Annotated in this window: 19 protein-coding genes; 10 read left to right on the plus strand and 9 right to left on the minus strand. The window is 63.0% G+C overall.

The features are described 5' to 3' along the window. Window positions 1–142 precede the first annotated feature (142 nt). The 4 genes from CKW24_RS06860 to CKW24_RS06880 all read left to right on the plus strand — a co-directional run bounded on the left by CKW24_RS06860 (window position 143) and on the right by CKW24_RS06880 (window position 6,621). A complete protein-coding gene (locus tag CKW24_RS06860; RefSeq protein ID WP_095166353.1) occupies window positions 143–2,524 on the plus strand; it encodes a hybrid sensor histidine kinase/response regulator in 2,382 nt (793 codons plus the stop codon). Window positions 2,525–2,597: 73 nt separating this feature from the next. Then, entirely contained in the window at window positions 2,598–4,247 is a 1,650-nt protein-coding gene (locus CKW24_RS06865) for an acyl-CoA dehydrogenase family protein (protein WP_095166355.1), read from the plus strand. Window positions 4,248–4,423: 176 nt separating this feature from the next. Continuing rightward, a complete protein-coding gene (gene amn / locus CKW24_RS06875) occupies window positions 4,424–5,923 on the plus strand; it encodes an AMP nucleosidase (protein WP_162530213.1) in 1,500 nt (499 codons plus the stop codon). A 131-nt stretch (window positions 5,924–6,054) separates the two neighbouring features. Next, window positions 6,055–6,621 (plus strand): pseudouridine synthase, encoded by a 567-nt coding sequence (locus CKW24_RS06880; protein ID WP_177440606.1) that lies wholly within the window; start codon window positions 6,055–6,057, stop codon window positions 6,619–6,621. Here the strand turns inward: CKW24_RS06880 and CKW24_RS06885 are convergent. The 4 genes from CKW24_RS06885 to CKW24_RS06900 form a co-directional block, all read right to left on the minus strand. Beyond that, window positions 6,616–6,825 carry a DUF2788 domain-containing protein gene (locus CKW24_RS06885; protein ID WP_095166363.1) on the minus strand — a complete coding sequence of 70 codons (210 nt, stop codon included), beginning with the start codon at window positions 6,823–6,825 and terminating at the stop codon, window positions 6,616–6,618. The genes CKW24_RS06880 and CKW24_RS06885 overlap by 6 nt on opposite strands. A gap of 135 nt (window positions 6,826–6,960) precedes the next feature. Beyond that, window positions 6,961–7,440, minus strand: a complete 480-nt coding sequence (locus CKW24_RS06890) for an Lrp/AsnC family transcriptional regulator (protein ID WP_095166364.1) — start codon at window positions 7,438–7,440, stop codon at window positions 6,961–6,963. Window positions 7,441–7,831: 391 nt separating this feature from the next. Continuing rightward, window positions 7,832–8,725 carry a cation diffusion facilitator family transporter gene (locus CKW24_RS06895; RefSeq protein ID WP_095166366.1) on the minus strand — a complete coding sequence of 298 codons (894 nt, stop codon included), beginning with the start codon at window positions 8,723–8,725 and terminating at the stop codon, window positions 7,832–7,834. Window positions 8,726–8,753: 28 nt separating this feature from the next. Then, window positions 8,754–9,173: a polyribonucleotide nucleotidyltransferase gene (locus CKW24_RS06900; protein ID WP_095166375.1), complete on the minus strand. Its 420-nt coding sequence runs from the start codon at window positions 9,171–9,173 to the stop codon at window positions 8,754–8,756. Window positions 9,174–9,282: 109 nt separating this feature from the next. On the opposite strand from CKW24_RS06900, the gene hrpB reads away from it, so the two are divergent. Then, on the plus strand, window positions 9,283–11,817 hold the full coding sequence (hrpB, locus tag CKW24_RS06905; protein WP_095166377.1) for an ATP-dependent helicase HrpB: 2,535 nt from the start codon (window positions 9,283–9,285) through the stop codon (window positions 11,815–11,817). Between the two features lie 147 nt (window positions 11,818–11,964). Here hrpB and CKW24_RS06910 read toward each other — a convergent pair whose 3' ends face one another. Next, window positions 11,965–13,044 carry an endonuclease/exonuclease/phosphatase family protein gene (locus tag CKW24_RS06910; protein WP_095166379.1) on the minus strand — a complete coding sequence of 360 codons (1,080 nt, stop codon included), beginning with the start codon at window positions 13,042–13,044 and terminating at the stop codon, window positions 11,965–11,967. Window positions 13,045–13,119: 75 nt separating this feature from the next. Then, window positions 13,120–13,794 carry a YciC family protein gene (locus CKW24_RS06915; protein WP_095166381.1) on the minus strand — a complete coding sequence of 225 codons (675 nt, stop codon included), beginning with the start codon at window positions 13,792–13,794 and terminating at the stop codon, window positions 13,120–13,122. Between the two features lie 178 nt (window positions 13,795–13,972). Between CKW24_RS06915 and CKW24_RS06920 the strand changes: the two genes are divergently transcribed. The 3 genes from CKW24_RS06920 (at window position 13,973) to CKW24_RS06930 (ending at window position 15,989) form a co-directional block, all read left to right on the plus strand. Next, the gene (locus CKW24_RS06920; protein ID WP_095166383.1) at window positions 13,973–14,737 is read left to right on the plus strand and encodes a DUF2076 domain-containing protein; all 765 of its coding nucleotides are present in this window, start codon (window positions 13,973–13,975) and stop codon (window positions 14,735–14,737) included. Between the two features lie 138 nt (window positions 14,738–14,875). Continuing rightward, complete coding sequence (locus tag CKW24_RS06925; protein WP_095166385.1) at window positions 14,876–15,355, plus strand: NYN domain-containing protein; 480 nt, start codon at window positions 14,876–14,878, stop codon at window positions 15,353–15,355. A gap of 22 nt (window positions 15,356–15,377) precedes the next feature. Continuing rightward, a complete protein-coding gene (locus CKW24_RS06930) occupies window positions 15,378–15,989 on the plus strand; it encodes a PolC-type DNA polymerase III (RefSeq protein WP_095166387.1) in 612 nt (203 codons plus the stop codon). 23 nt (window positions 15,990–16,012) lie between these two features. Here CKW24_RS06930 and CKW24_RS06935 read toward each other — a convergent pair whose 3' ends face one another. Continuing rightward, window positions 16,013–16,474 carry an Lrp/AsnC family transcriptional regulator gene (locus tag CKW24_RS06935; RefSeq protein ID WP_095166389.1) on the minus strand — a complete coding sequence of 154 codons (462 nt, stop codon included), beginning with the start codon at window positions 16,472–16,474 and terminating at the stop codon, window positions 16,013–16,015. 160 nt (window positions 16,475–16,634) lie between these two features. Between CKW24_RS06935 and yedA the strand changes: the two genes are divergently transcribed. Both yedA and CKW24_RS06945 read left to right on the plus strand, forming a co-directional pair. Beyond that, the gene (gene yedA, locus CKW24_RS06940; protein ID WP_095166390.1) at window positions 16,635–17,525 is read left to right on the plus strand and encodes a drug/metabolite exporter YedA; all 891 of its coding nucleotides are present in this window, start codon (window positions 16,635–16,637) and stop codon (window positions 17,523–17,525) included. 58 nt (window positions 17,526–17,583) lie between these two features. Continuing rightward, window positions 17,584–18,912, plus strand: a complete 1,329-nt coding sequence (locus CKW24_RS06945) for a DEAD/DEAH box helicase (protein WP_095166392.1) — start codon at window positions 17,584–17,586, stop codon at window positions 18,910–18,912. A 76-nt stretch (window positions 18,913–18,988) separates the two neighbouring features. Here the strand turns inward: CKW24_RS06945 and CKW24_RS06950 are convergent, their stop codons facing one another. Beyond that, window positions 18,989–20,236 carry a TIGR03862 family flavoprotein gene (locus CKW24_RS06950; protein ID WP_095166394.1) on the minus strand — a complete coding sequence of 416 codons (1,248 nt, stop codon included), beginning with the start codon at window positions 20,234–20,236 and terminating at the stop codon, window positions 18,989–18,991. Window positions 20,237–20,548: 312 nt separating this feature from the next. Beyond that, entirely contained in the window at window positions 20,549–21,469 is a 921-nt protein-coding gene (locus CKW24_RS06955) for a histone deacetylase (RefSeq protein WP_095166396.1), read from the minus strand. Between the last annotated feature and the right edge of the window lie 62 nt (window positions 21,470–21,531).

Here is a 21,531-nt window from a genome sequence, read left to right on the forward strand (position 1 = left end):
AAAAATTTCAATGGTGTTCAAACGCCGCCAGCGGCTATGCTAGAGTGGATCCAAACCAATAACAGGTTGTATCGGTTCGACGTCTGCTCAAAAGGAAATGGGGGGGCTTCCTGACGCACCGGACAGGCCATGCTGGGGCTTTATGCGCTATTTGCTGATGTTGCTGTTGAGTTTGCCCATGTTGGCGAGCGCAGCGGACTTTGATGAGTTCACCCAAAAGCTCCCCTTGGGTCGGATCATGCAGGTGTACGAGGATGTCGCCGGCACTGCGAGCATCAAAGACGTCCAGGCCCAAGCGGCGGCCGGTCATTTCAGCCCCCACCACAAAGCCACCCTGAATGCCGGTTACTCCCGTTCGGTGTTCTGGCTGAAGATCGACCTGCATTACCGCCCGAGCAATCCCGAGGTCCTGCGTACCTGGCTGCTGGAGTTGGCGTACCCACCCCTGGATCACGTCGACCTGTACCTGCCCGATGGCACTGGGAATTATCAGCTCAAGCAGCGCACCGGTGACGCCTTGCCGTTCGCCACCCGGGAAATTCGCCAGAACAACTACCTGTTTGACTTGCCCTTCGTGGCCAATGAACAGAAGACCGTCTACCTGCGCCTGCAAAGCCAGGGTTCGATCCAGGCGCCGCTGGCACTGTGGTCGAGTACGGCCTATCTGGAAGACCAGCCGGTGCGCCTGTATATCCTCGGGCTGATTTACGGGGTCCTGCTGGGGATGCTGGTCTATAACCTGTTCATCTACCTCAGCGTGCGCGACACCAGCTACCTCTATTACATCTTCTATATCGCCTCGTTCGGCCTGTACCAGCTCTCGGTGAACGGTGCGGCGGTGGAGTACTTCTGGCCGAACAACCCTTGGTGGGCCAACGCCTCGACACCGTTTTTCATCGGCTGCGCGGCGCTGTTCGGCAGCCAGTTCGCCCGCAGTTTCCTGCAAACCTCCAGTCACAGTCGCTGGTTCGATCGCCTGCTATTGACGCTGGTGGCCTGCAGCGCGGTGGTGGTCGGCCTGTCGTTGATGACCAGCTATGCCCTGGCCCTGCGCCTGGCCACGGCATTGGCGCTGATCTTCACCGTGGTGATTTTCTCGGCGGGGATTTTCGCCTGGTGGCGCGGCCTGCGGGTAGCACGCTATTTCATCATCGCCTGGTCGGCGTTCCTGCTCGGCGGCATCGTCAATACGCTGATGGTGCTGGGCTACCTGCCTAACGTGTTCCTGACCATGTACGCCAGCCAGATCGGTTCGGCGATTGAGGTCGCATTGCTGTCCCTGGCCCTGGCTGACCGCATCAACACCATGCGCGAGCAGCAGGCACAGACATTGTTCGATGCCGGGCAGAAGCTGGAAGTGTTGAACCAGCAACTGGCCCACAGTAACCAGCTCAAGGATGAGTTCCTGGCGACCCTGACCCACGAACTGCGCACGCCGATGAATGGGGTGATCGGTTCGCTGGAGTTGATGCAGACCGTCGAGATGGATCCGGAGCTGGAGCAGTATCAGCAGACCGCCGCCGGTTCGGCGCGGGACATGATGCGCATGGTCAACGGCATCCTGACCCTGACCGAGCTGCAGGCCGGGCGCCTCAAGGCCTACCCGGAGTCGTTCAGCCTGCGTTCGGTGGTCGATGGCCTGCACCAGCAGTTCGCCGCCAATGCCGCGAGCAAGGCCCTGGATTTCAAGGTTGAGCTGGCCCAGGGCTTGCCCGATCGCCTGCACGGTGACAGCGCCAAGCTGGTGCAGTGCCTGGAGTGCCTGCTGGACAACTCGATCAAGTTCACCCACGTCGGCGGGTTGGCGTTGCGGGTCAGCGGCAAGCCGGCTGAAGCCGGGCGCCAGGCGTTGTCCTTTGCCGTAATCGACACCGGCATCGGCTTTACTGACCTGGGCGAGGCGACCATGTATCAGCGCTTTTTCCAGCTCGACGGTTCCATGACCCGCGAGTACGGCGGCCTGGGAGTGGGGTTGGCGATCTGTCGGCAATTGGTCGAGTTGATCGGCGGGCGCCTGACCCACCGCTCTGAACCTGGGCGTGGCAGCCGGTTTCAGCTGGATGTCGAGTTCGAGGTGGTGACGCTGCCGCCGAGCACCGCTACCGTGCGTCACGGCCAGGACCTGGTGAGCGTGCGCGACCCCCAGGATTGCCGGGTGTTGTTGGTCGACGACGACAGTATCAATCAACTGGTGGTGCGCGGCATGTTGCTCAAGCTCGGCTATCGGGTGCGCAGTGTCGACAGCGCCCCCGCCGCGCTGGAGTGCTTGCGCCGGGAATATTTTGATGCGGTGCTGCTGGACAGTCCGATGCCCGCGCTGGCGGGGCAGACGATGTGCGAGCAGATCCGTGCGCTGCCGGGCTACGCCAATGTTGCGGTGCTGGCTGCGGTGTCCACCACCAGCCTGGACTTCGAGGCCGGGCTGACTGATTGCCTGAGCAAACCGGTGAAATTCGAAGAGTTGCAGGCGGTGCTGCATCGTCGGTTACTTTGCCAGCAGCAAGGTGAAAGCGCCGGTATTTAGGCGTATATGCCACTTTGTCAGGGGGTGGCAGGGTGCTTAACTGAGGGTCTTCGCTGACCCAAGGAGGCCCGCCATGAACCTGCACCAGTTCGCCGAAACCCACGAAGTCACCAATCAGCCACCCTCCCTGGACGGGGTCAACCTGTACCGCGTCGACCTGCCGCTGCAAGAGTGGTCGCGGCGTTTCGGGGCGGGTTGGGCCGAGTCGCGAATCGACGCCTATGGTGCCTTGGCCGGTGGTCCGTTGATGGCCGCGGGGTTCTTGGCCAACCAGAACAAGCCGCTGTTCTGCAGCCATGATCGGTATGGTCATCGCATCGACCTGGTGGAGTTTCACCCGGCTTACCATGAACTGATGCGGGCTGCGGTCGAGCACGGGCTGACGTCCTTGCCCTGGACCGATCCACAGGCCGGCGCCCATGTTGCCCGGGCCTCCATGACGTACCTGCACAGCCAGGCCGAAGCCGGCAGTGGCTGCCCGCTGACCATGACGTTCGCCAGCGTGCCCGCCTTGCGTCTGCAGCCGGACATCGCCCGGCAATGGCTGCCGAAAATCCTCGCCCGCGAGTATGACCCGCGCAATGTCGGCATGGCCCACAAGGCCGGCGTCACGATCGGCATGGCGATGACCGAGAAGCAGGGCGGCACCGACGTGCGGGCCAATACCACCAAGGCGTATCCAGTCGGTGCGGCCGGTCCGGGCCAGGCGTATGAACTGGTGGGCCATAAATGGTTCTGCTCGGCACCGATGTGCGACGCCTTCCTGACCCTGGCCCAGACCGACAAGGGCCTGACCTGCTTCCTGCTGCCGCGCCATCGACCAGATGACACGCGGAACCAGTTCTACATCCAGCGCCTGAAAAACAAACTGGGCAATTGCTCCAATGCGTCCAGTGAAGTCGAGTTTCGTGGGGCGCTGGCGTGGATGATCGGCGAGGAGGGGCGTGGCGTACCGACCATTATCGAAATGGTCGCCATGACCCGTTTTGATTGCATGGTCGGCTCCAGTGCCTTGATGCGCCAGGCGCTGACTCAGGCCAGCCATCACTGCGCCCACCGCCAGGTGGGTGGCAAGTTTCTCAGCGAACAGCCGCTGATGCAGAACGTGCTCGCCGACCTGGCGCTGGAAAGCGAGGCCGCCCTGGCCTTGAGCCTGCGCATGGGGCAGGCGCTGGATCAACTGGATGACTCCCAGGAAGCCAAGTTCGCCCGGCTGGTGACAGCGGTGGGCAAGTACTGGATCTGCAAGCGCGCCCCGGCCATGATCAATGAAGCTGCCGAGTGCATGGGCGGCGCCGGTTATGTCGAGGAAAGCATCCTGCCGCGCCTGTACCGTGAGGCGCCGGTGAACTCGACGTGGGAAGGTTCCGGTAACGTGCAGTGCCTGGACGTGCTGCGTGCCCTGTCCAAAGAGCCCGGAGTGCTCGATGCACTGTTCAGCGAACTGGGCGACGGGCATGGCGACAAACGCCTGGCCACGCACATCCAGCAGTTGCAGGCGGCGTTCAAGGACACCAGCGACATCCAATACCGCGCCCGCCAACTGACCGAGGACATTGCCCTGGGCCTGCAGGCCAAGTTGTTGCTCGAGGCGGGCAATGCCAGCGTCAGCGACGCCTTTATCGCCAGTCGCCTGAACGGTGGAGGCCGGGTTTACGGTGCGTTGCCGCGAGGTGTGGATGTGGAAGCCATCGTCGCCCGTTCGACCCCGCAGCGCTACTGACCACAACAAAGCCCTGTGGGAGCGAGCTTGCTCGCGATTGCGATCAAACATTCAACATCAATGTTGCCTGACACACCGCAATCGCGGGCAAGCCCGCTCCCACAGGATTTCCAGTGTTCCGGAATTGAAGCGTAACCAACACGCCACTGTTCCCGTGAAGCAACGTTGCAGGCAAGATGAAGGCCTGCAAGCCAGAACACAGGAAGCTGATCGTGACCGAAGCCTTTATTGTCGTTCAAACCGCTGAACAAGCCGTGGACCGGCTCGCCGCGCTGCACGAGCGAGCCACTACGGCGTTGAACCAGGCGCTCAAGCGTTATCTGAAAGACCGCATCGAACCCGATGCCGAACAGCGTGCGATGTTCCGCTACCCGGAATTGCGCCTGACCTACCTGTGCCAGGGCGAAGTCCCACAGACCACCCGGGCTTACGCCAAGGTGCAGTTGCCGGGGACCTACAGCGTCACCGTCACCCATCCGGCGGCGTTTCGTAAGTACTTGCTGGAGCAACTGGTGCCCTTGATGCACGACTTCACCGTGACGGTGGAAGTGGGTGTCAGCCAGCAGAATATCCCGTACCCCTATGTGGTCGAGCAGGGCGATGAACTGGCCGGCTCCGGCGTGACCGCCGCGGTGCTGGCGCGGGTGTTCCCGAGCACCGACCTGTCAGCGGCCACCGATGGCATCGCCGACGGCCTGTACGATTGGGAAAATACCGATCCGCTGCCACTGGCCCTGTTCGACGCCGCGCGGGTCGACTTCTCCCTGCGCCGCCTGGTGCACTACACCGGCAGCGACTGGCGGCATGTGCAGCCGTGGATCCTGCTGACCAACTACCATCGTTATGTCGACCAGTTCATCGTCCATGGCCTGGAGCAATTGCGCAGCGACCCGCGCTTTGTGCGCATGGTGCTGCCGGGCAACGTGATCATCGAAAAGAGCATGGATCACGGCGAAGCCTCGGCCATTGCCGCAGGTGTGGTCTGGCACCGTTACCAGATGCCGGCCTACCACTTGCTGGCGTCCGACGGGCATGGCGTGACCCTGGTCAACATTGGTGTCGGTCCGTCCAACGCGAAGAACATCACCGACCACCTGGCTGTGCTGCGTCCGCACTGCTGGCTGATGATCGGGCACTGCGGTGGCCTGCGCCAATCGCAGACGATCGGCGACTACGTGCTGGCCCACGCCTACATGCGGCGCGATGGGATTCTCGACCGGGTGGTGCCGCCGAACATTCCGATCCCGGCGCTGGCCGAAGTGCAAATGGCGCTGCAACAGGCGGCTGCCAACGTCACGGGCGAGAAGGGCGATGACCTGAAAAAACGCCTGCGCACCGGTACCGTGCTGACCTACGACGACCGTAACTGGGAATTGCGTTGGGCCCAGGAACGACCGTTGATCAACCTGTCACGGGCCGTGGCGGTGGACATGGAAAGCGGCACCATCGCCGCCCAGGGTTATCGTCTGCGGGTGCCATATGGCACGTTGCTGTGTGTCTCGGACAAGCCGCTACACAGTGAAATCAAGCTGCCGGGTTCGGCCAACGCTTTTTATGAGCGTGCGGTCAGCCAGCACTTGAAAATCGGCATCGCCGCGGTGGATTTGCTGCGCACCGAGCTCAACTCATTGCACTCGCGCAAACTGCGCAGCTTTGACGAGCCGCCGTTCCGCTGATTGTTATCGTGGTCATTTGACGGTCGGGGCACTAGCATGGGCAGCCCTGACCGTTAGATGTTGTGTTTGCCATGTCCCGTCCTCGTCCTCCTTCCCGTCGCCCAGGTGCTGCCCCTGCAGGCCCGCGCCGCGTGGCCAAAGCGCCGCCGGCTGAACCGAAACTGATTCTGTTCAACAAACCCTTCGATGTGCTGACGCAATTCAGTGATGGCGAAGGGCGGGCGACGCTCAAGGATTACCTCGAGATTCCCGGGATCTACCCGGCCGGCCGCCTGGACCGTGACAGCGAAGGGCTGCTGTTGCTGACCAACGATGGCCAGTTGCAGGCGCGGATTGCCGATCCCAAGCACAAGTTGGCCAAGACCTATTGGGTGCAGGTCGAAGGCGAGCCGACGGCCGAGCAGTTGCAGCGCTTGCGTGACGGTGTCGAGCTAAATGACGGCATGACCTTGCCCGCTGAGGCGCGCCAGCTGGAAGAGCCCGAGTTGTGGCCACGCAACCCGCCGGTACGCTTTCGTAAAAGCGTGCCGACCAGTTGGCTGGAGTTGGTGATTCGGGAGGGGCGTAACCGCCAGGTGCGGCGCATGACCGCGGCAGTGGGCTTGCCGACCTTGCGCCTGGTGCGCGTGCGAATCGGCGACTGGACGCTCGAGGGGCTCGACCAGGGCCAGTGGAAGGAAGTGCCGGCGCGCTTATAAAGTGCCGGATTCGATCAGGCCAATTACCACGCTCTTGATGATGAATGCCGCCACACCCAGGCCCAGCACAAAGAACAGGATGAACGAGCCGAAACGTCCGGCCTTGGATTTCTTTGCCAGGTCCCAGACGATGAAACCCATGAAAATGATCAGGATGCTGACCAGGCCGGTCATCATCCACTCTTCCAACAGTGCAGGATCCATCGAACATCTCCAGCGTGCGCAGGGCAAAAAAGGCCGGGGGAGTATACGCCAAGGGCACGCGGCGGGGCATTGACCTGCGTCGGTGTGCCGCAGCCTTGCGCCCCGTAGGTGCAAGGCTTGCCCGCGATGGCGTACTTAGCCGCGCAAATGGGTCAACGGCAACTCGGTACTGTTCAATACCTGGTTGAGCACGAAGCTGGAGCGCACACTGGTCACCCCTTCAATCCGGGTCAGGTGGCCGAGCAGCAGTTTCTGGTAATGGTCCATGTCCGGCACCACCACCTTGAGCTGGTAGTCGGCGTCCATCCCGGTCACCAGGCTGCACTCCAGTACCTGGGGCAGGGTACGAATGGCGGCCTCGAAATTTTCGAAGCGCTCGGGAGTGTGGCGGTCCATGCCGATCAACACGTAGGCCGTCAGGCTCAAGCCGAGCAGCTTGCGGTCGAGCAAGGCGACCTGGCGGCTGATGTAGCCATCGTCCTCCAGCTGTTTGACCCGCCGCGAACAAGGCGAGGGCGAAAGGCCGATGCGCTCGGCCAGCTCCTGATTGGAGATGCGTGCGTCGCGCTGCAATTCCGCCAAAATGCTCAAGTCGTATCGGTCGAGTTTGCTCATGAAACAGGCCTTTGTCTTAACAATTGCGGTGGATTATCTATCAGGGGTGAAAAATTGCGCAAGTCATGTTTATTTGAGCAATATTCGCAATCCTCTGCCGTGGCCTCAGGCCTATTCTTATTACCAGAATCACTGCCCGGACAAACAGTCCACAGCGGCCCGCCGAATCAGGCCAGCCGCGGCCACCCCTCCCACAGGAGGCGAGTTGGCCCCCGGGCTACACACTGTCCAGAAGACGGAGTGAGGTGAGCCGGCGTCAAAAGCGTCGAGCACGGACTAAGTTCTCAAGGGGAGGCCGACGGGCCTCCCTTTTTTATGTGCGCGAAATAAGGCCAGGCCCGGACAATTGCCTGGGCTCGCGGGACTATCAGGTTCAGTGGTAGCTGTGAGCTTAAAGCTTGCCGCTTGCGGCTGAGCCAATCGGGTCAGCGTGCACCAGCACTTCGGCTCGTGGGTAGGCGGCGTGAATGGCATCGGCCGCCTGGTCGCTGATGCCATGGGCGACGGATAAGGTCAGGTCCCCTGGCAGTTCCAGGTGCAGTTGCACAAACCAGTGGTTGCCCGAGACCCGGGTGCGCAAGTCGTGGGCGCCCAGGACGCCGGGCACGCCACAGGCCAGTTCGAGCATGTGCTGGCTGATCTCGGGCGGCAGTTCCTCGTCCATCAGCACGGTAAAGCTTTCCCGGGCGATCTGTATCGCACTCCACAGGATGTAGGCGGCAATGGCCAGGCCGAACCAGGCGTCCAGTTGATGCCAGCCAAACCCAGCCAGCACCAGGGCAAGCAGGATGCTGCCATTGAGCAGCAGGTCGGAGCGGTAGTGCAGTGAGTCGGCGCGCACCGCATTGGACCCGGTTTCGCGGATAACCCGGTGTTGCAACAGCAGCAATGCCGCCGTCAGGCCGAGGGAAAACACAATCACCCCGATACTGATCCAGGGCGCACCGACCGGCTCCGGATGCTTGAGCCGGTCGAAAGCCTGGAAGGCGATCAGTAACGCACTGCCGCCGATGAACAGCGCCTGGGCCATACCCGCCAGGGACTCGGCCTTGCCATGCCCATAGCGGTGATCGTCGTCCGCCGGGCGCAGGGCGTAGTGCACCGCCAGCAGATTGAGCAGCGAGGTCACGCCGTCGAGTGCCGAGTCCGTCAAGCCGGCGAGCATGCTCACCGACCCGCTTAACCACCAGGCAATGGCCTTGGCGATAATCAGGATGCTGGCCACCGCCACCGAGGCGCGGGTGGCCAGGCGTAACAGGCGAGCGTGTTCCGGGCTGCTGGTCATAGGTGCATCGTTCCTTCGGTGCGCGTCATCAAGCGGCGGGTTGCAACCCTAACGATGCCAGTTGCTGGGCACTGCCCTTGTGCTGGATCAGGCGTGGATCGTCCAGCGGGAAGCTGCGGCCCAACTCGGTTTGCAGGATGGTCTGCAGCTTGGCGTTGTCGACCTGGCCGTCGGCGCCGATCGCTTGCTGGAGTTTTTCCGGGGCCACTTGGGCGGTCTTGCCTGGCTCGAAATAAATCGCCCCGGTAGTGAAGTCCACGGCAAAGGCGATCAGCCCGGGGATCACATAAAACAGCAGGCCCACGGCATCGAGCACGGCAATTGCCGGGTCGATCTTGCCGTCGATCTGGCCACGGCGATCGGGGTAGAAAATCGACCCGCACGCGGTCAGTTGGGTCAGCAGGGTCGCTACCAGCACACCACCAATCAGACGAAACGGAACACGCATAAGAATTCTCCTCGGCAAACTTGAAACGAAACGTCGTCGCTATGAATTAGGACCGTGACGAACGCAAAGCAGTTCGCCGTTATACTCGCCGCTCTGTTTTGGAGCCAGCATGATTTCTTTGCCGATAGATGAAGTTTTACCCGCGCTGCGTGAAGCCCTGGCGACACGCCATGAAGCCGTGCTCGAAGCACCGCCCGGCGCCGGTAAGACCACCCGCGTGCCTTTGGCGCTGCTCAACGAGCCGTGGCTGGCCGGGCAAACCATCCTGATGCTGGAACCGCGCCGGCTGGCGGCGCGCGCAGCGGCCGAGCGCCTGGCCAGTGAGCTGGGGGAGAAAGTCGGGGAAACCGTCGGCTACCGGATCCGCCTGGACAGCAAGGTCGGTCCCACCACCCGTATCGAAGTGGTCACCGAAGGCATCCTCACCCGCCGCTTGCAGGAAGATCCGGCGCTGGAGGGGGTTGGCCTGCTGATTTTCGATGAGTACCACGAGCGCAGCCTGGATGCCGACCTGGCCCTGGCCCTGAGCCTCAATGGCCGGGAGCTGTTTCGCGACGAGCAGCCACTGAAGATTCTGCTGATGTCGGCCACTCTCGAAGGCGAGCGCCTGGCCAGCTTGCTGAATGATGCGCCGATCCTGCGCAGCGAAGGCCGCATGTACCCGGTGGCGATGCGCTGGGGCCGGCCGTTTCAGCCGGGCGAGTTCATCGAGCCACGGTTGGTGCAGACCGTGCTCGAAGCCTTGAATGATGAGGCCGGCAGCCTGTTGGTATTCCTACCCGGACAAGCGGAAATCCGTCGGGTGCACCAGCAATTGGCCGATGCCCTGGGGGAGCGCTCCACGGTGTTGTTGTGCCCGTTGCACGGCGAACTCGACCTGGCAGCGCAGCGGGCGGCCATCGATCCGGCGCCGGCGGGGCAACGCAAAGTGGTGCTGGCGACCAACATCGCCGAGACCAGCCTGACCATTGACGGCGTGCGGGTAGTAATCGATGCCGGGCTGGCGCGGGTGCCGCGTTTCGACCCTGGCAGCGGCATGACACGCCTCGATACCCAGCGGATCTCCCGCGCCAGCGCCACCCAACGTGCCGGTCGTGCCGGACGCCTGGAGCCGGGGGTGTGTTATCGGCTGTGGTCCCAGGACCAGCATGAACAATTGGCAGCCTATGCCAGTGCCGAAATACTCTCGGCGGACCTCGCCGGCCTGGCGTTGCAGTTGGGGCGTTGGGGTGTGACTCCGGGGCAACTGGTGTGGCTCGATGTGCCGCCGGCGGCGGCGTATGCCCAGGCCCAGGACCTGCTCGAACGCTTGGGGGCCCTGCAAGGCTCCTCGCCGCAAGATTGGCAACTGACCCGGCATGGCCAGGCTATGGCCGAACTGCCGGCCCACCCGCGGATTGCCCATTTGTTGCTGCGCGGCCAGGCGCTGGGCCTGGCGAACATGGCCTGCGATGTCGCGGCGTTGCTCGGCGAGCGGGATATTTTGCGCGGCGCCGGTGCCGACCTGCACAGTCGCCTGGTGCTGCTGTCCGGTGAGGAACGGGCTGCCCGGGGCGCCCAGGGTGGTGTGCAGCGGGCTCGGCAACTGGCGCGGCAGTATCGCGGCTATCTGCGTGGCAAACCCGAGCAACCGGTGCCGGACCCGCAACATCCGCGCTGGCTTGGCGCGTTGCTGGCCCTGGCCTACCCGGACCGCGTGGCCCAGCAGCGCCGTGCGGGCGGGGCGGAATATCGCTTGGCCAACGGACGCGCGGCGTTGTTTGCCGAGGCGGACAGCCTGATGAAACAGGGCTGGCTGGTCGTCGCCGATTTGGGCAGTCGCCAGGGGCAACGGGAAGAACGGATCTACCTGGCGGCGGATTTTGACCCGGCGCTGTTCGACTCGGTATTGGCCGAGCAAGTACGCTGCGTCGATCAACTGGATTGGGACGAGCGCGAAGGCGTGCTGCGCGCTGAGCGCCAGCGCAAGGTCGGCGAGTTGGTATTGAGTCGTGAGCCGTTGACCGGCCTGGATGAAGCGGCGCGCAGCCAGGCGCTGGTCAACCTGGTGCGGCGCAAGGGCCTGGAGCTGTTGCCCTGGACCCCGGAGCTGCGGCAATGGCAGGCCCGTGTGGCGCTCTTGCGCCAGCTCGACCTCGATCAGCAGGGCGACAGCAGTTGGCCGGATGTCAGCGACGGCGCGCTGCTCAAGAGCCTGGAACACTGGCTGATGCCTTATCTGGGGCGGGTTTCGCGGCTCAGCCACTTTGCCAACCTGGACCTGTCGAGCATTGTGCATAACTTGCTGCCCTGGCCGTTGCCGCAACGCCTGGATGAGCTGGCGCCCCATCACCTGAGCGTGCCTTCGGGGTCGTCGATCCGCCTGGACTACAGTGAACAGCCACCGATTCTCGCGGTGCGCCTGCAGGAATTGTTTGGCCTGGCCGAGACCCCACGCATTGCCGGTGGCCGGCAGGTGGTCAAGCTGCACCTGCTGTCACCGGCCCGCCGCCCGGTGCAGGTGACCCAGGACCTGGCAAATTTCTGGCGCAGTACCTACGCCGAAGTGAAGAAGGACCTGAAGGGCCGATACCCCAAGCACTACTGGCCCGATGACCCTCTGGTGGCAGAAGCCACGGCGCGGGCCAAACCGCGCAAGTCCTGATGGTTGGGTGGCCGTATGCAACATCTGCGAGCACCCCAACTCACTGTAGGAGCGAGCCTGCTCGCGATGAGGCCGGTCCATTCAACATCGAGAGTGCCTGACAGACCGCCATCGCGAGCAAGCTCGCTCCTACAAAAAAAACCGTGCTTACGGTGTTGCCGGTAGCAGAAACCGCGCAATCACCGGCAAGTGATCGGAAATGCGCAGCGTATCGTCCTGCCGGACCTCGGCTTGCACTCGCTTGAGCCTGGGGCTGTAGAACAGGTAGTCGACCGTCCGGTCCGGGCCGTTGAGGCCAGGGTCGTTGGGATAGTGGGTCAGCCAGCGGGCGCGGTCGATGCCGCTGGCTTCGTTATTGGTCGGGATCATCGGGTACTTGTCCCACAGCGTGTGCAGGGCACTGTCGGCGGTGTAGGGCGTGCGCTGTTCGGGGGGCAGGCGCTGGAACTGGCCCAGGGGCAGCAGGTTGAAATCACCACCGATCAGCCACGGGGTGCCGCGCGCCTCGAACTTGTCCAACACCTTGGCGACCGCCGCGACCTTGTTCTGCAGGCTGTCGTCCGGCTGGCGCACCCAGTCCAGGTGAGTATTGAGCAGCGCCAACTGGCCGCCGTCTCTGAGGGGCAGGTAGCCCACCAGCAAGGCGTTTTTCGGTTGGAACTGGCGACTGATGAAGTTCTGCGGCGGCTCGGGCAGTTGCTGGCGTTCGGCGTGTTCGATCTGGTAGCGGCTCAAGGTCGCCAGTTGCCGGCCGACACTGCCGAAAATATGCAGGTCCGGCACGAAGTCAGCCTTCCAGTCGAACGCCCAGGTACTGCAGGGATAAAGGTCCGCCAGGCGTTCGCGGAGCAGTTTGAGCTGGTCCTGATAGTCGCTGGCCTTGGCCCCGTCATCCAGCTCCTGCAACAGCACTACATCCGGCTGCTCATCGCGGATTACCCGCGCCACTTCATCGAGGCTGAAGGCCATGTCTTCCGGGGTCGGGGATTCGTCGCTGCCCTGGGCCAGGTCGTTCCAGAACACATAACGCTTGCCCGCCAGGTATTGCACGTTCCAGGTCATGACCTTCAGCGCCTGGCCAGGCACCAGCGAGGGCGCCGGGGCGCTGCACTGCACCGTCAGGGGTTCCTTGGCCTCGGGGCGCCAGGTCAGGCTGTAGGTCGAGGCCAGCAACAGGCCTGCCAGAATCAGCAGGCCTAAGAGGGTGTAGCGCAGTAGGCGGGTCATGGGCTCGGCTTATGGCGTTACAAAGTTGGTCCCGAGCATAACTGAGAGCAGGGCCCGAGCCCAAGGGTGCTGCGGTCAGGCATTGCCCTGGGTTTTGTCAGGCGCTTCGCTGATCAGCATGAACAGGCGAAACAGCACCACGCTGGTGAACAGTTGCAGGAAGCTATGGCCACTTTCGATAAGGACCGACAGCACCGGGTTCTGTGGCGACGGATAGAGCGAGACGCTCACCCCCTTGAGCAGCCACAGTGGCCCCATCACACAGAGAATGCACACCAGGATGCGCAGGAAATTGCCTCGGGCCAGGCGCATGCTTTCGCGGATCGCGGCCAACGGCGCCAGGTTGCGCAGTACCAGCAGGTATTCGGCGAACGCCAGCACCACCATCAGCCAAATGCCCGGCAGGAAGTACAGCGACAGCCCCACCAGAATCATCAGGGTGTTGACGGCCGTCAGCAAGGCGAAGCGTGGCCATAGGCTGGCCGAGGCTGCCCACAGGTCGCGGGTGCGCGGTGACTCGCCACGGCTGCGGGCATCGAGAAACAAAATCAGCGCGGCGGTGTACAACGGGTAGACCAGCAGCCCGACAATCACGCTGTAGCCGGGAAACGCCGCGGGTCCCTGGGTGTGGTCGACCAATTGTTGCAGCAGGGCCTCGATCACCACCAGCGGCAGGCACAACGAGACGATGCCGCCCAGGTTGCGCTTGAAGAAATACAAGGAGTCGCGGAGTACGTCTAACGGATTCATCGGTCGCTTTCGCAGGTTGCAAAGTATGGCGACACTGTAACCGATGGGAGCCTTACCTGAACAAAGGTAAACGTTAGGTAAAGCGCATTGAAACAGCTGGCGTCGGCCCCATTACTGCCGGGCACCTGATCCACACGGGATGAGGGCAAAGATTTTTCCGGCAATCTATGAGGTCGCCATGAACAGCGAAGAGCAAACCCTGATCGATGACCTGTTTGCACGGCTGCAACAGGCGCAAACCCAGGCCGAACCGCGCGACGCCCTGGCGCAAGCGCGAATCAACCAGCACCTGGGCCGCCAGCCCGATGCCGGTTATTTCATGACCCAGGCGATCCTGGTGCAAGAGGCGGCGCTCAAGCGCCTCGACGAGCAAAACCAAGCGCTCGCGCAACAGGTTGAGCAATTGCGCAACCAGGTGTTGCAGGCTCAGGCGCAGACCCCGGCAGCGACGCCGAGCGGCAGTGGCGGGTTCCTGTCCAGCCTGTTTGGTGGGCCGCGTGAGCCACAGCCTGGTGCATCCCGCGTAGCGCCGACATCCAGCGGCAATGGTTGGCGTGAGCCCGGACGCTCGGCGCCCAATGCCCAGTCCGGCGCGCAAAATTTCACGGCTGCGGCGCAGAACCCAGGCGCTGCGGCGCAACAGGCGCCGGCGGCTGGCGGCAGCTTCCTCGGTGGCGCCCTGAAGACCGCTGCCGGGGTAGCGGGCGGGGTGATGCTGGCGCAGGGCATCAGCAGCCTGTTCCACAGTAACCAGGCGCCCCAGGAAGTCGTCGAGGTGATCAATCCAGAGCCCGCGCCAGTCAATGACACCGGCACCGGCTGGAGTGACGAACCGCGCATGGCCGGTAACGACAGCTACGGCAACGACCAGGGCGGGTTTGCCGACGCCGGCTACAGCGATGACGGCTCGTCGTTGTTCGGCGACGACGATAGCTTCGTCTGATCCGCCATTCGTCCGGGGCGTTGCGCCGTCCCGGACTGATGATTCGCCCAACCTTCCTTGCGACTGGCATACTGGGCGACTTTTCGGGCCCGGGGTCCGAACAATCGCCTGCGCCTGTGCGCGCCAAGAGGATGTGCGGTGAAGAAGATCGCAGTGTTCGCCGATGTCCAGAACCTCTATTACACCGTGCGCCAGGCCTACGGCTGTCATTTCAACTATGCCGCCTTGTGGGCTGACATCAGCCAGCACGGGCAGATCGTCGAGGCCTATGCCTACGCCATCGATCGCGGTGACAGCAAGCAGCAGCAGTTCCAGCAGATCCTGCGTAACCTCGGTTTCATCGTGAAGCTCAAGCCCTACATCCAGCGTAGCGACGGCTCGGCCAAGGGCGACTGGGACGTGGGTATTACCCTGGATATCATGGACGCCGCCGACCACGTCGACGAAGTGGTGCTGGCCTCCGGTGACGGCGATTTCGACATGCTGCTCGATCGCATCATCAACAAGCACGGGGTGGCCGCCGTTGCCTATGGCGTGCCGGGTCTCACCGCCAATTCGCTGATTCGCGCGGCCACACGCTACGTGCCGATCGAAGGCGCGTTGTTGCTCAAAAACTGATTATTGAACGCAAGGAACAGGTTTGGAACGCATAGCCGTCATCGACTTTGAAACCACCGGAATCTCCCCCAGCAGCAGTTGCCGGGCCACGGAAATCGCCGTGGTGATTCTAGAACAGGGGCGCATCGTCGAGCGTTACCAGAGCCTGATGAATGCCGGCGTGCGCGTGCCGGCATTTATCGAACAACTGACCGGCATCAGCAACGCCATGCTGCGCACCGCACCCAGTGCGCAGCAGGTGATGAACGAGGTCAACGAGTTTGTCGGGACCACGCCACTGCTGGCGCACAACGCAGCATTCGACCAGAAGTTCTGGGACTTCGAGCTGCGGCAGATCAAGCGCACGCGCTTGCAGCACTTTGCCTGCTCGCTGTTGCTGGCCCGCCGCCTGATGCCGGCGGCGCCCAACCACAAGTTGGGTACCCTCACCCGTTTCGCCGGGTTGCCCAACACCGGCCAGGCTCACCGGGCCATGGCCGACGCCGAGATGGCGGCCAACCTTACCGCGCACCTGGCGCAGGAGTTGCGGCACACGCACGGCTTGCGCGAGCTGTCCCATGACCTGCTGCGCAGCTTGCAGAAGGTTCCGGCGGCGAAGATCAACGAGCATCTCAAGCGCCATCGCGGGTTCTGACCTTCCGGGCCACCCCCTAGACCTCATGCGCCGTTTTTCGCGTTGCCTTCCAGTTGCCCCAGGGGGACGCGTTTTTCGAAGGCGCTGGAGAGCACGATCGAGGTCTTGCTGGAGCCGAACCGGGCGACACGATTGATCAAGTCCTCCAACTCGATCATCGAGGCCACCGCGCCACGCATGATCACGCAGGAGTCGCCGGTGACGCGATGGCACTCGGTGAGCTGGGGGATCCTGATCATTTCGTCATAGGCTTTCTGGTTGCCGTGCTGGGTCAGGCGCAACTCGATCAGGCACTGGATCGGCAGGCCGACCTTGGCCAGGTCGACGGTGGCCTGGTAACCGGTGATCACACCGCTGGACTCCAGCTTGGCGACCCGCTCGGCGACGGCGGGCGCCGACAGGTTCACCTTGCGCGCCAATTCGGCGTAGGACGCTCGCCCATTTTCCATGAGGGCACTGAGCAGCATTCGGTCGTATTTATCCATAAACAGGCTCCCTGAACCGCTGACTTTCGAAAGTACGGCTTATAGCTGTTATCTCCGTGTTTTGAAAAGTGTACGGGCCTTATAAACAGGTTTTGTAACTTAAGTTCCGTCCGTCGGCTTTCTAGAATAACGCTCCACTTGTCCTGCCTCAGAGCGTCCCATGCCTGGTCTTCGCCGTTTCCCGTTACCGCTGATTGGAGCCTTTTTTGCGCTGTATGTGATCTGGGGGTCGACCTACCTGGTGATCCGCATCGGCGTCGAGTACTGGCCACCGCTGATGCTGGGGGGCGTGCGCTTTATCATTGCCGGGACCCTGCTGTATGCCTTTCTGCGCTGGCGCGGGGTGCCGGCGCCCACGTGGCAGCAGTGGAAGGCGGCCGCAGCGATCGGGGTGCTGTTGCTCAGTTGTGGTAACGGCGCGGTGACGGTTGCCGAGCATGCGGGCGTGGCCTCGGGCGTGGCGGCATTGGCGGTGGCCACGGTGCCGCTGTTCACCTTGCTCTGCGGCTATTTCTGGGGCGCGCGTAATACCCGCCTGGAGTGGGCGGGGATTGTGCTGGGCCTGATCGGGATCGCCATGCTCAACCTCGGTTCCAATCTGCAGTCCAGCCCCTTGGGTGCGGCGTTGCTGATCTTTGCCGCGGCGGCCTGGGCCTTTGGTTCGGTGTGGAGCAAGCATTTGCCGTTGCCCCATGGAGCGATGGCCAGTGCCGCCGAGATGCTGGTGGGGGGCGTAGTACTGATGATCGCCAGCGCACTGTCCGGCGAACGCCTGCACAGCCTGCCGCCGATCGAAGGTTGGGCAGCGCTGATGTACCTGGTGCTGCTCGGTTCGATCGTCGCGTTCAACGCCTACATGTACCTGCTCAAGCACGTGCGCCCGGCTGCCGCCACCAGCTATGCCTACGTCAACCCGGCCGTGGCGGTGTTGCTGGGGATCGTTTTTGCCGGTGAAACCATTGGCATGGAAGAAGCCCTGGCGATGACGGTGATCATCAGTGCCGTGGTGTTGATCGGCTTGCCGCAGTGGCGTAAGCAGAAACCGCAGTGATTTAAGGTAAACTGCCGCGCATTGCCCACGTGCGCTGATTTTTTCCTACGGTATCCCAATGACTTTCGCCACTCTTGGCCTGATCGAACCCTTGCTGCGCGCCCTTGAGACGCTCGGTTACCAGACCCCGACCCCGGTTCAGGCGCAAGCCATTCCGGCGGTGCTGGCCGGTCGCGACCTGATGGCCGCGGCCCAGACCGGCACCGGCAAGACCGCCGGCTTTGCCGTGCCGCTGTTGCAGTTGCTGGCCATGGAGGGGCCGAAAGTCACCAGTAACTCGGTGCGTGCGCTGATCCTGGTGCCAACTCGCGAGCTGGCCGAACAGGTGCATGAAAGCGTGCGCCAGTACGCCGAGCATCTGCCGTTGAGCACCTACGCGGTGTACGGCGGCGTCAGCATCAACCCGCAGATGATGAAGCTGCGCAAAGGCGTCGACCTGCTGGTGGCGACTCCCGGTCGCCTGCTCGACCTATTCCGCCAGAACGCGCTGAAATTCAATCAGCTGCAGACCCTGGTGCTCGACGAAGCCGACCGCATGCTCGACCTGGGCTTCTCCGAAGAACTGTCGAATATCTACCGGGTGCTGCCGAAAAAGCGCCAGACCTTGCTGTTCTCCGCGACCTTCTCGGATCAGATCCGCCTGCTGGCCGGGCAAATGCTCAATGATCCGCTGAGCATCGAAGTCAGCCCGCGCAACGTTGCTGCCAACACGGTCAAGCAATGGCTCTACACCGTCGACAAGAAGCGCAAGCCAGAGCTGTTCGTGCATTTGCTGCGCAAACAAAAGTGGAAGCAGGTGCTGGTGTTCGCCAAGACCCGTAACGGCGTGGACGCGCTGGTGGAGAAACTCCAGGGCCTGGGCGTCAATGCCGACGGTATTCATGGCGACAAACCCCAGGCGACCCGCCAACGGGCGCTGGATCGTTTCAAGGCCAGCGAAATCCAGATCCTGGTGGCTACTGACGTCGCGGCCCGTGGCCTGGACATCGAAGACCTGCCGCTGGTGGTGAACTTTGATTTGCCGATCGTGGCCGAGGACTACATCCACCGGATCGGCCGTACCGGTCGTGCCGGGGCCACCGGCGAGGCGATTTCGCTGGTGTGTGCCGATGAAGTGAACCTGTTGTCGGCGATCGAGACGCTGACCCGTCAGGCCCTGACTCGCCATATGGAGCAGGACTTCGAACCGGAGCACCGGGTGCCGGACACCGACGCCAGCGGCCAGGTGATCAAGAAGCCGAAAAAGCCGAAGAAGCCCAAGGCTTCCGGTGGTGGCAAACGTAACCTGGGTAAATGGGTGGATAGCGGTGAGACCGTGGCCGATGTGCCGGTCAAGCCGGTGCGCAAAGTGCCGGTATTCAACACCGGGCCGCGCAAGAAGAAGTGAGACGACACTAAGCGGCAAGCTACGAGCTACGAGCTACGAGCTACGAGCCTCGAGCTTCAAGCTCGAAGCTCGAAGCTCACGGCTTGTAGCTGCTCCTCAGCCACTGCACCATCCCCAACCCGGCCGCACGCCCACTGGCGAAACAGGCGGTCAGCAGATAGCCGCCGGTCGGCGCTTCCCAATCGAGCATTTCGCCTGCGCAGAACACGCCGGGCAATGCCTTGAGCATCAATTGTTCATCCATCGCTTCGAACGTCACGCCGCCGGCGCTGCTGATGGCTTCGTCCAAGGGCCTGGCCTTGACCAGTGTCAGCGGCAGCGCCTTGATGGCGTTTGCCAGCGCCAACGGATCGGCGAATGACTCGCTCGGTGTCAGCTCGCGCAGCAGCGCGGCCTTGACGCCATCCAGGCCCAACTGACTGTGTAGATGTTTGGCCATGGAACGGGAGCCGCGCGGCTTGCTCAGCGCTGCGTGGATTTTATCCACAGGGCGCCCGGGCAGTAGATCCAGGTGCACAGTGGCCGACCCCTGCTGCTCAATGGCATCGCGGATCGGCGCGGACAAGGCATAGATCAGGCTGCCCTCAACCCCGGTAGCGGTGATCACGCATTCCCCCAGGCGCGGGACATCGTCATTCAAGCCGATGGCGATGTTTTTCAGCGGCGCGCCGGCAAATTTGCTGAGCATCAACTCACTCCAGGCGGTCACCTCGAACCCGCAGTTGCTCGGTCTCAAAGGCGCCAGGGCGACTCCGCGTTGTTCCAGGGGCAACATCCAGGCGCCATCGGAGCCCAGTCGCGCCCAACTGCCGCCACCGAGTGCCAGTAACAGGGCGTCGGGATTGATCTTCTGTTCGCCGTCCGGATTGGCAATGCGCAGGCTGCCGTCCGGATTCCAGCCTAGCCAGCGATGGCGGGTGTGGATAACTACTCCGCCATCGCGCAGGCGCTTGAGCCAGGCACGCAGCAGCGGGGCGGCTTTCATGTCGGTGGGAAAGACCCGGCCGGAACTGCCGACGAACGTTTCTATCCCCAGGCCGTGAATCCAATCACACAGCGCGGGGGCATCGAAGCCGCGCAACAGCGGGGCGATGTGCGGGGCGCGTGCGGCGTAGCGTGCAAGGAACGCCGGGTAGGCTTCGGAGTGGGTGATGTTCATGCCGCCGACACCGGCCAGCAGGAACTTGCGGCCCACCGACGGCATGGCGTCGTAGAGGTCGACCCTGGCCCCGGCCTGGCTCAGCACCTCGGCGGCCATCAAGCCGGCAGGGCCGCCACCGATGATGGCGACGTGCTGGGGAGGGTGGGCGACGGGTTGGCTCATGGCATGCACTGCGATTCGGCTCGAAAGGCCGCGTATTCTAGCAGCACCACAAGCCCCCCGTAGCAGCTGTCGAGCCCCGCGAGGCTGCGTTCGAGGAGGCAGTCCTCGCCGGGTGCGTTGAGTCTGGCGGCTGCTGCGCAGCCGAACGCAGCCTCGCGGGCTCGGCAGCTGCTACAGGGGCTCGGCGGTTCTAGGGCGTTGGTTGAAAAATGATCAGTGGCTTGTAGGCCATAGTGGACAGGGCTTGCAGGTCCTTTCACTCAGGTTATCCACAGGCCGTTCCACAGGCATTGTGGGTAAAGCATCCACAACTCAATGACAGCCTGATGACTGCCAGACCCGTTGCGCACTGTGATGGAGGATGCCGTGACGCCGAGCCAGGGCCTCACGGTCTTTGCTGTAGCCGCCGCCAATCACGCCCATCACCGCGATGTCGCGGCCCAGGCAGTGGCGCAATACGGCCTCATCGCGGGCGGCGACCCCGGCATCGGTCAGCTTCAGATATCCCAGGGCGTCGTCCTTGTGTACATCGACCCCGGCGTCGTACAGCACCAGGTCCGGCTGGTAGAGCGGCAGCAGGTAGTTGAGCGCGTCATCGACCACCTTGAGGTACTCGGCATCGCCCATGCCCATGGGCAGCGGAATGTCCCAGTCGCTGTCGGCCTTGCGTGCGGGAAAATTCTTTTCGCAATGCAGGGAAACCGTCACCGCGTCCGGGGTATGTTGCAGAATCCGCGCCGTGCCGTCGCCCTGATGCACGTCACAGTCGAAGATCAACACCCGTGAAACCCGTCCGCTTGCCAGCAGGTAATGGCTGATTACCGCCAGGTCGTTGAAGATGCAGAAGCCGGCGGGGTGATCGTAGTGGGCGTGGTGGGTACCGCCCGCCAGGTGGCAGGCCATGCCATGTGCCAGCGCCTGTTCGGCGGCCAGCAGGGAGCCGCCGACCGCCCGCACGGTGCGCCGGGCCAGGGCTTCGTTCCAGGGCAGGCCGAGGCGCCGTTGGTCTTCGCGGGACAACTCGCCGCTCATGTAGCGTTCGATATAGCCGGGGTCGTGGGCCAGGGCCAGTACGTCTGCCGGGCAAATCTGTGGACGCAGCAGGTGCTGGTCCTCGGTCAGGCCACTGTCCACCAAGTGATCGCGCAGCAGTCGGAACTTGTCCATGGGGAAACGATGTTCCGCTGGAAACTCGGGGCTGTAGTCTTCGTGGTAAATCAGCGGCAGGGGCATGGTCGGTTCGTGGCGTGGAGTGACGAAGTGAAGGATCCTACCAGCGATCTAGACTTGTATGC

This window comes from Pseudomonas sp. Irchel 3H3 (assembly GCF_900187635.1).
Classification (GTDB): Bacteria; Pseudomonadota; Gammaproteobacteria; order Pseudomonadales; family Pseudomonadaceae; genus Aquipseudomonas.

Excerpts from the sequence above, each read along its gene's own strand:
- CKW24_RS06860 (WP_095166353.1), top strand. The coding sequence starts at position 143 with ATGCGCTATTTGCTGATGTTGCTGTTGAGTTTGCCCATGTTGGCGAGC.
- CKW24_RS06865 (WP_095166355.1), top strand. The coding sequence starts at position 2,598 with ATGAACCTGCACCAGTTCGCCGAAACCCACGAAGTCACCAATCAGCCA.
- amn (WP_162530213.1), top strand. The coding sequence starts at position 4,424 with ATGAAGGCCTGCAAGCCAGAACACAGGAAGCTGATCGTGACCGAAGCC.
- CKW24_RS06885 (WP_095166363.1), bottom strand. The coding sequence starts at position 6,825 with ATGGATCCTGCACTGTTGGAAGAGTGGATGATGACCGGCCTGGTCAGC.
- CKW24_RS06890 (WP_095166364.1), bottom strand. The coding sequence starts at position 7,440 with ATGAGCAAACTCGACCGATACGACTTGAGCATTTTGGCGGAATTGCAG.
- CKW24_RS06895 (WP_095166366.1), bottom strand. The coding sequence starts at position 8,725 with ATGACCAGCAGCCCGGAACACGCTCGCCTGTTACGCCTGGCCACCCGC.
- CKW24_RS06900 (WP_095166375.1), bottom strand. The coding sequence starts at position 9,173 with ATGCGTGTTCCGTTTCGTCTGATTGGTGGTGTGCTGGTAGCGACCCTG.
- hrpB (WP_095166377.1), top strand. The coding sequence starts at position 9,283 with ATGATTTCTTTGCCGATAGATGAAGTTTTACCCGCGCTGCGTGAAGCC.
- CKW24_RS06910 (WP_095166379.1), bottom strand. The coding sequence starts at position 13,044 with ATGACCCGCCTACTGCGCTACACCCTCTTAGGCCTGCTGATTCTGGCA.
- CKW24_RS06915 (WP_095166381.1), bottom strand. The coding sequence starts at position 13,794 with ATGAATCCGTTAGACGTACTCCGCGACTCCTTGTATTTCTTCAAGCGC.
- CKW24_RS06920 (WP_095166383.1), top strand. The coding sequence starts at position 13,973 with ATGAACAGCGAAGAGCAAACCCTGATCGATGACCTGTTTGCACGGCTG.
- CKW24_RS06935 (WP_095166389.1), bottom strand. The coding sequence starts at position 16,474 with ATGGATAAATACGACCGAATGCTGCTCAGTGCCCTCATGGAAAATGGG.
- yedA (WP_095166390.1), top strand. The coding sequence starts at position 16,635 with ATGCCTGGTCTTCGCCGTTTCCCGTTACCGCTGATTGGAGCCTTTTTT.
- CKW24_RS06945 (WP_095166392.1), top strand. The coding sequence starts at position 17,584 with ATGACTTTCGCCACTCTTGGCCTGATCGAACCCTTGCTGCGCGCCCTT.
- CKW24_RS06950 (WP_095166394.1), bottom strand. The coding sequence starts at position 20,236 with ATGAGCCAACCCGTCGCCCACCCTCCCCAGCACGTCGCCATCATCGGT.
- CKW24_RS06955 (WP_095166396.1), bottom strand. The coding sequence starts at position 21,469 with ATGCCCCTGCCGCTGATTTACCACGAAGACTACAGCCCCGAGTTTCCA.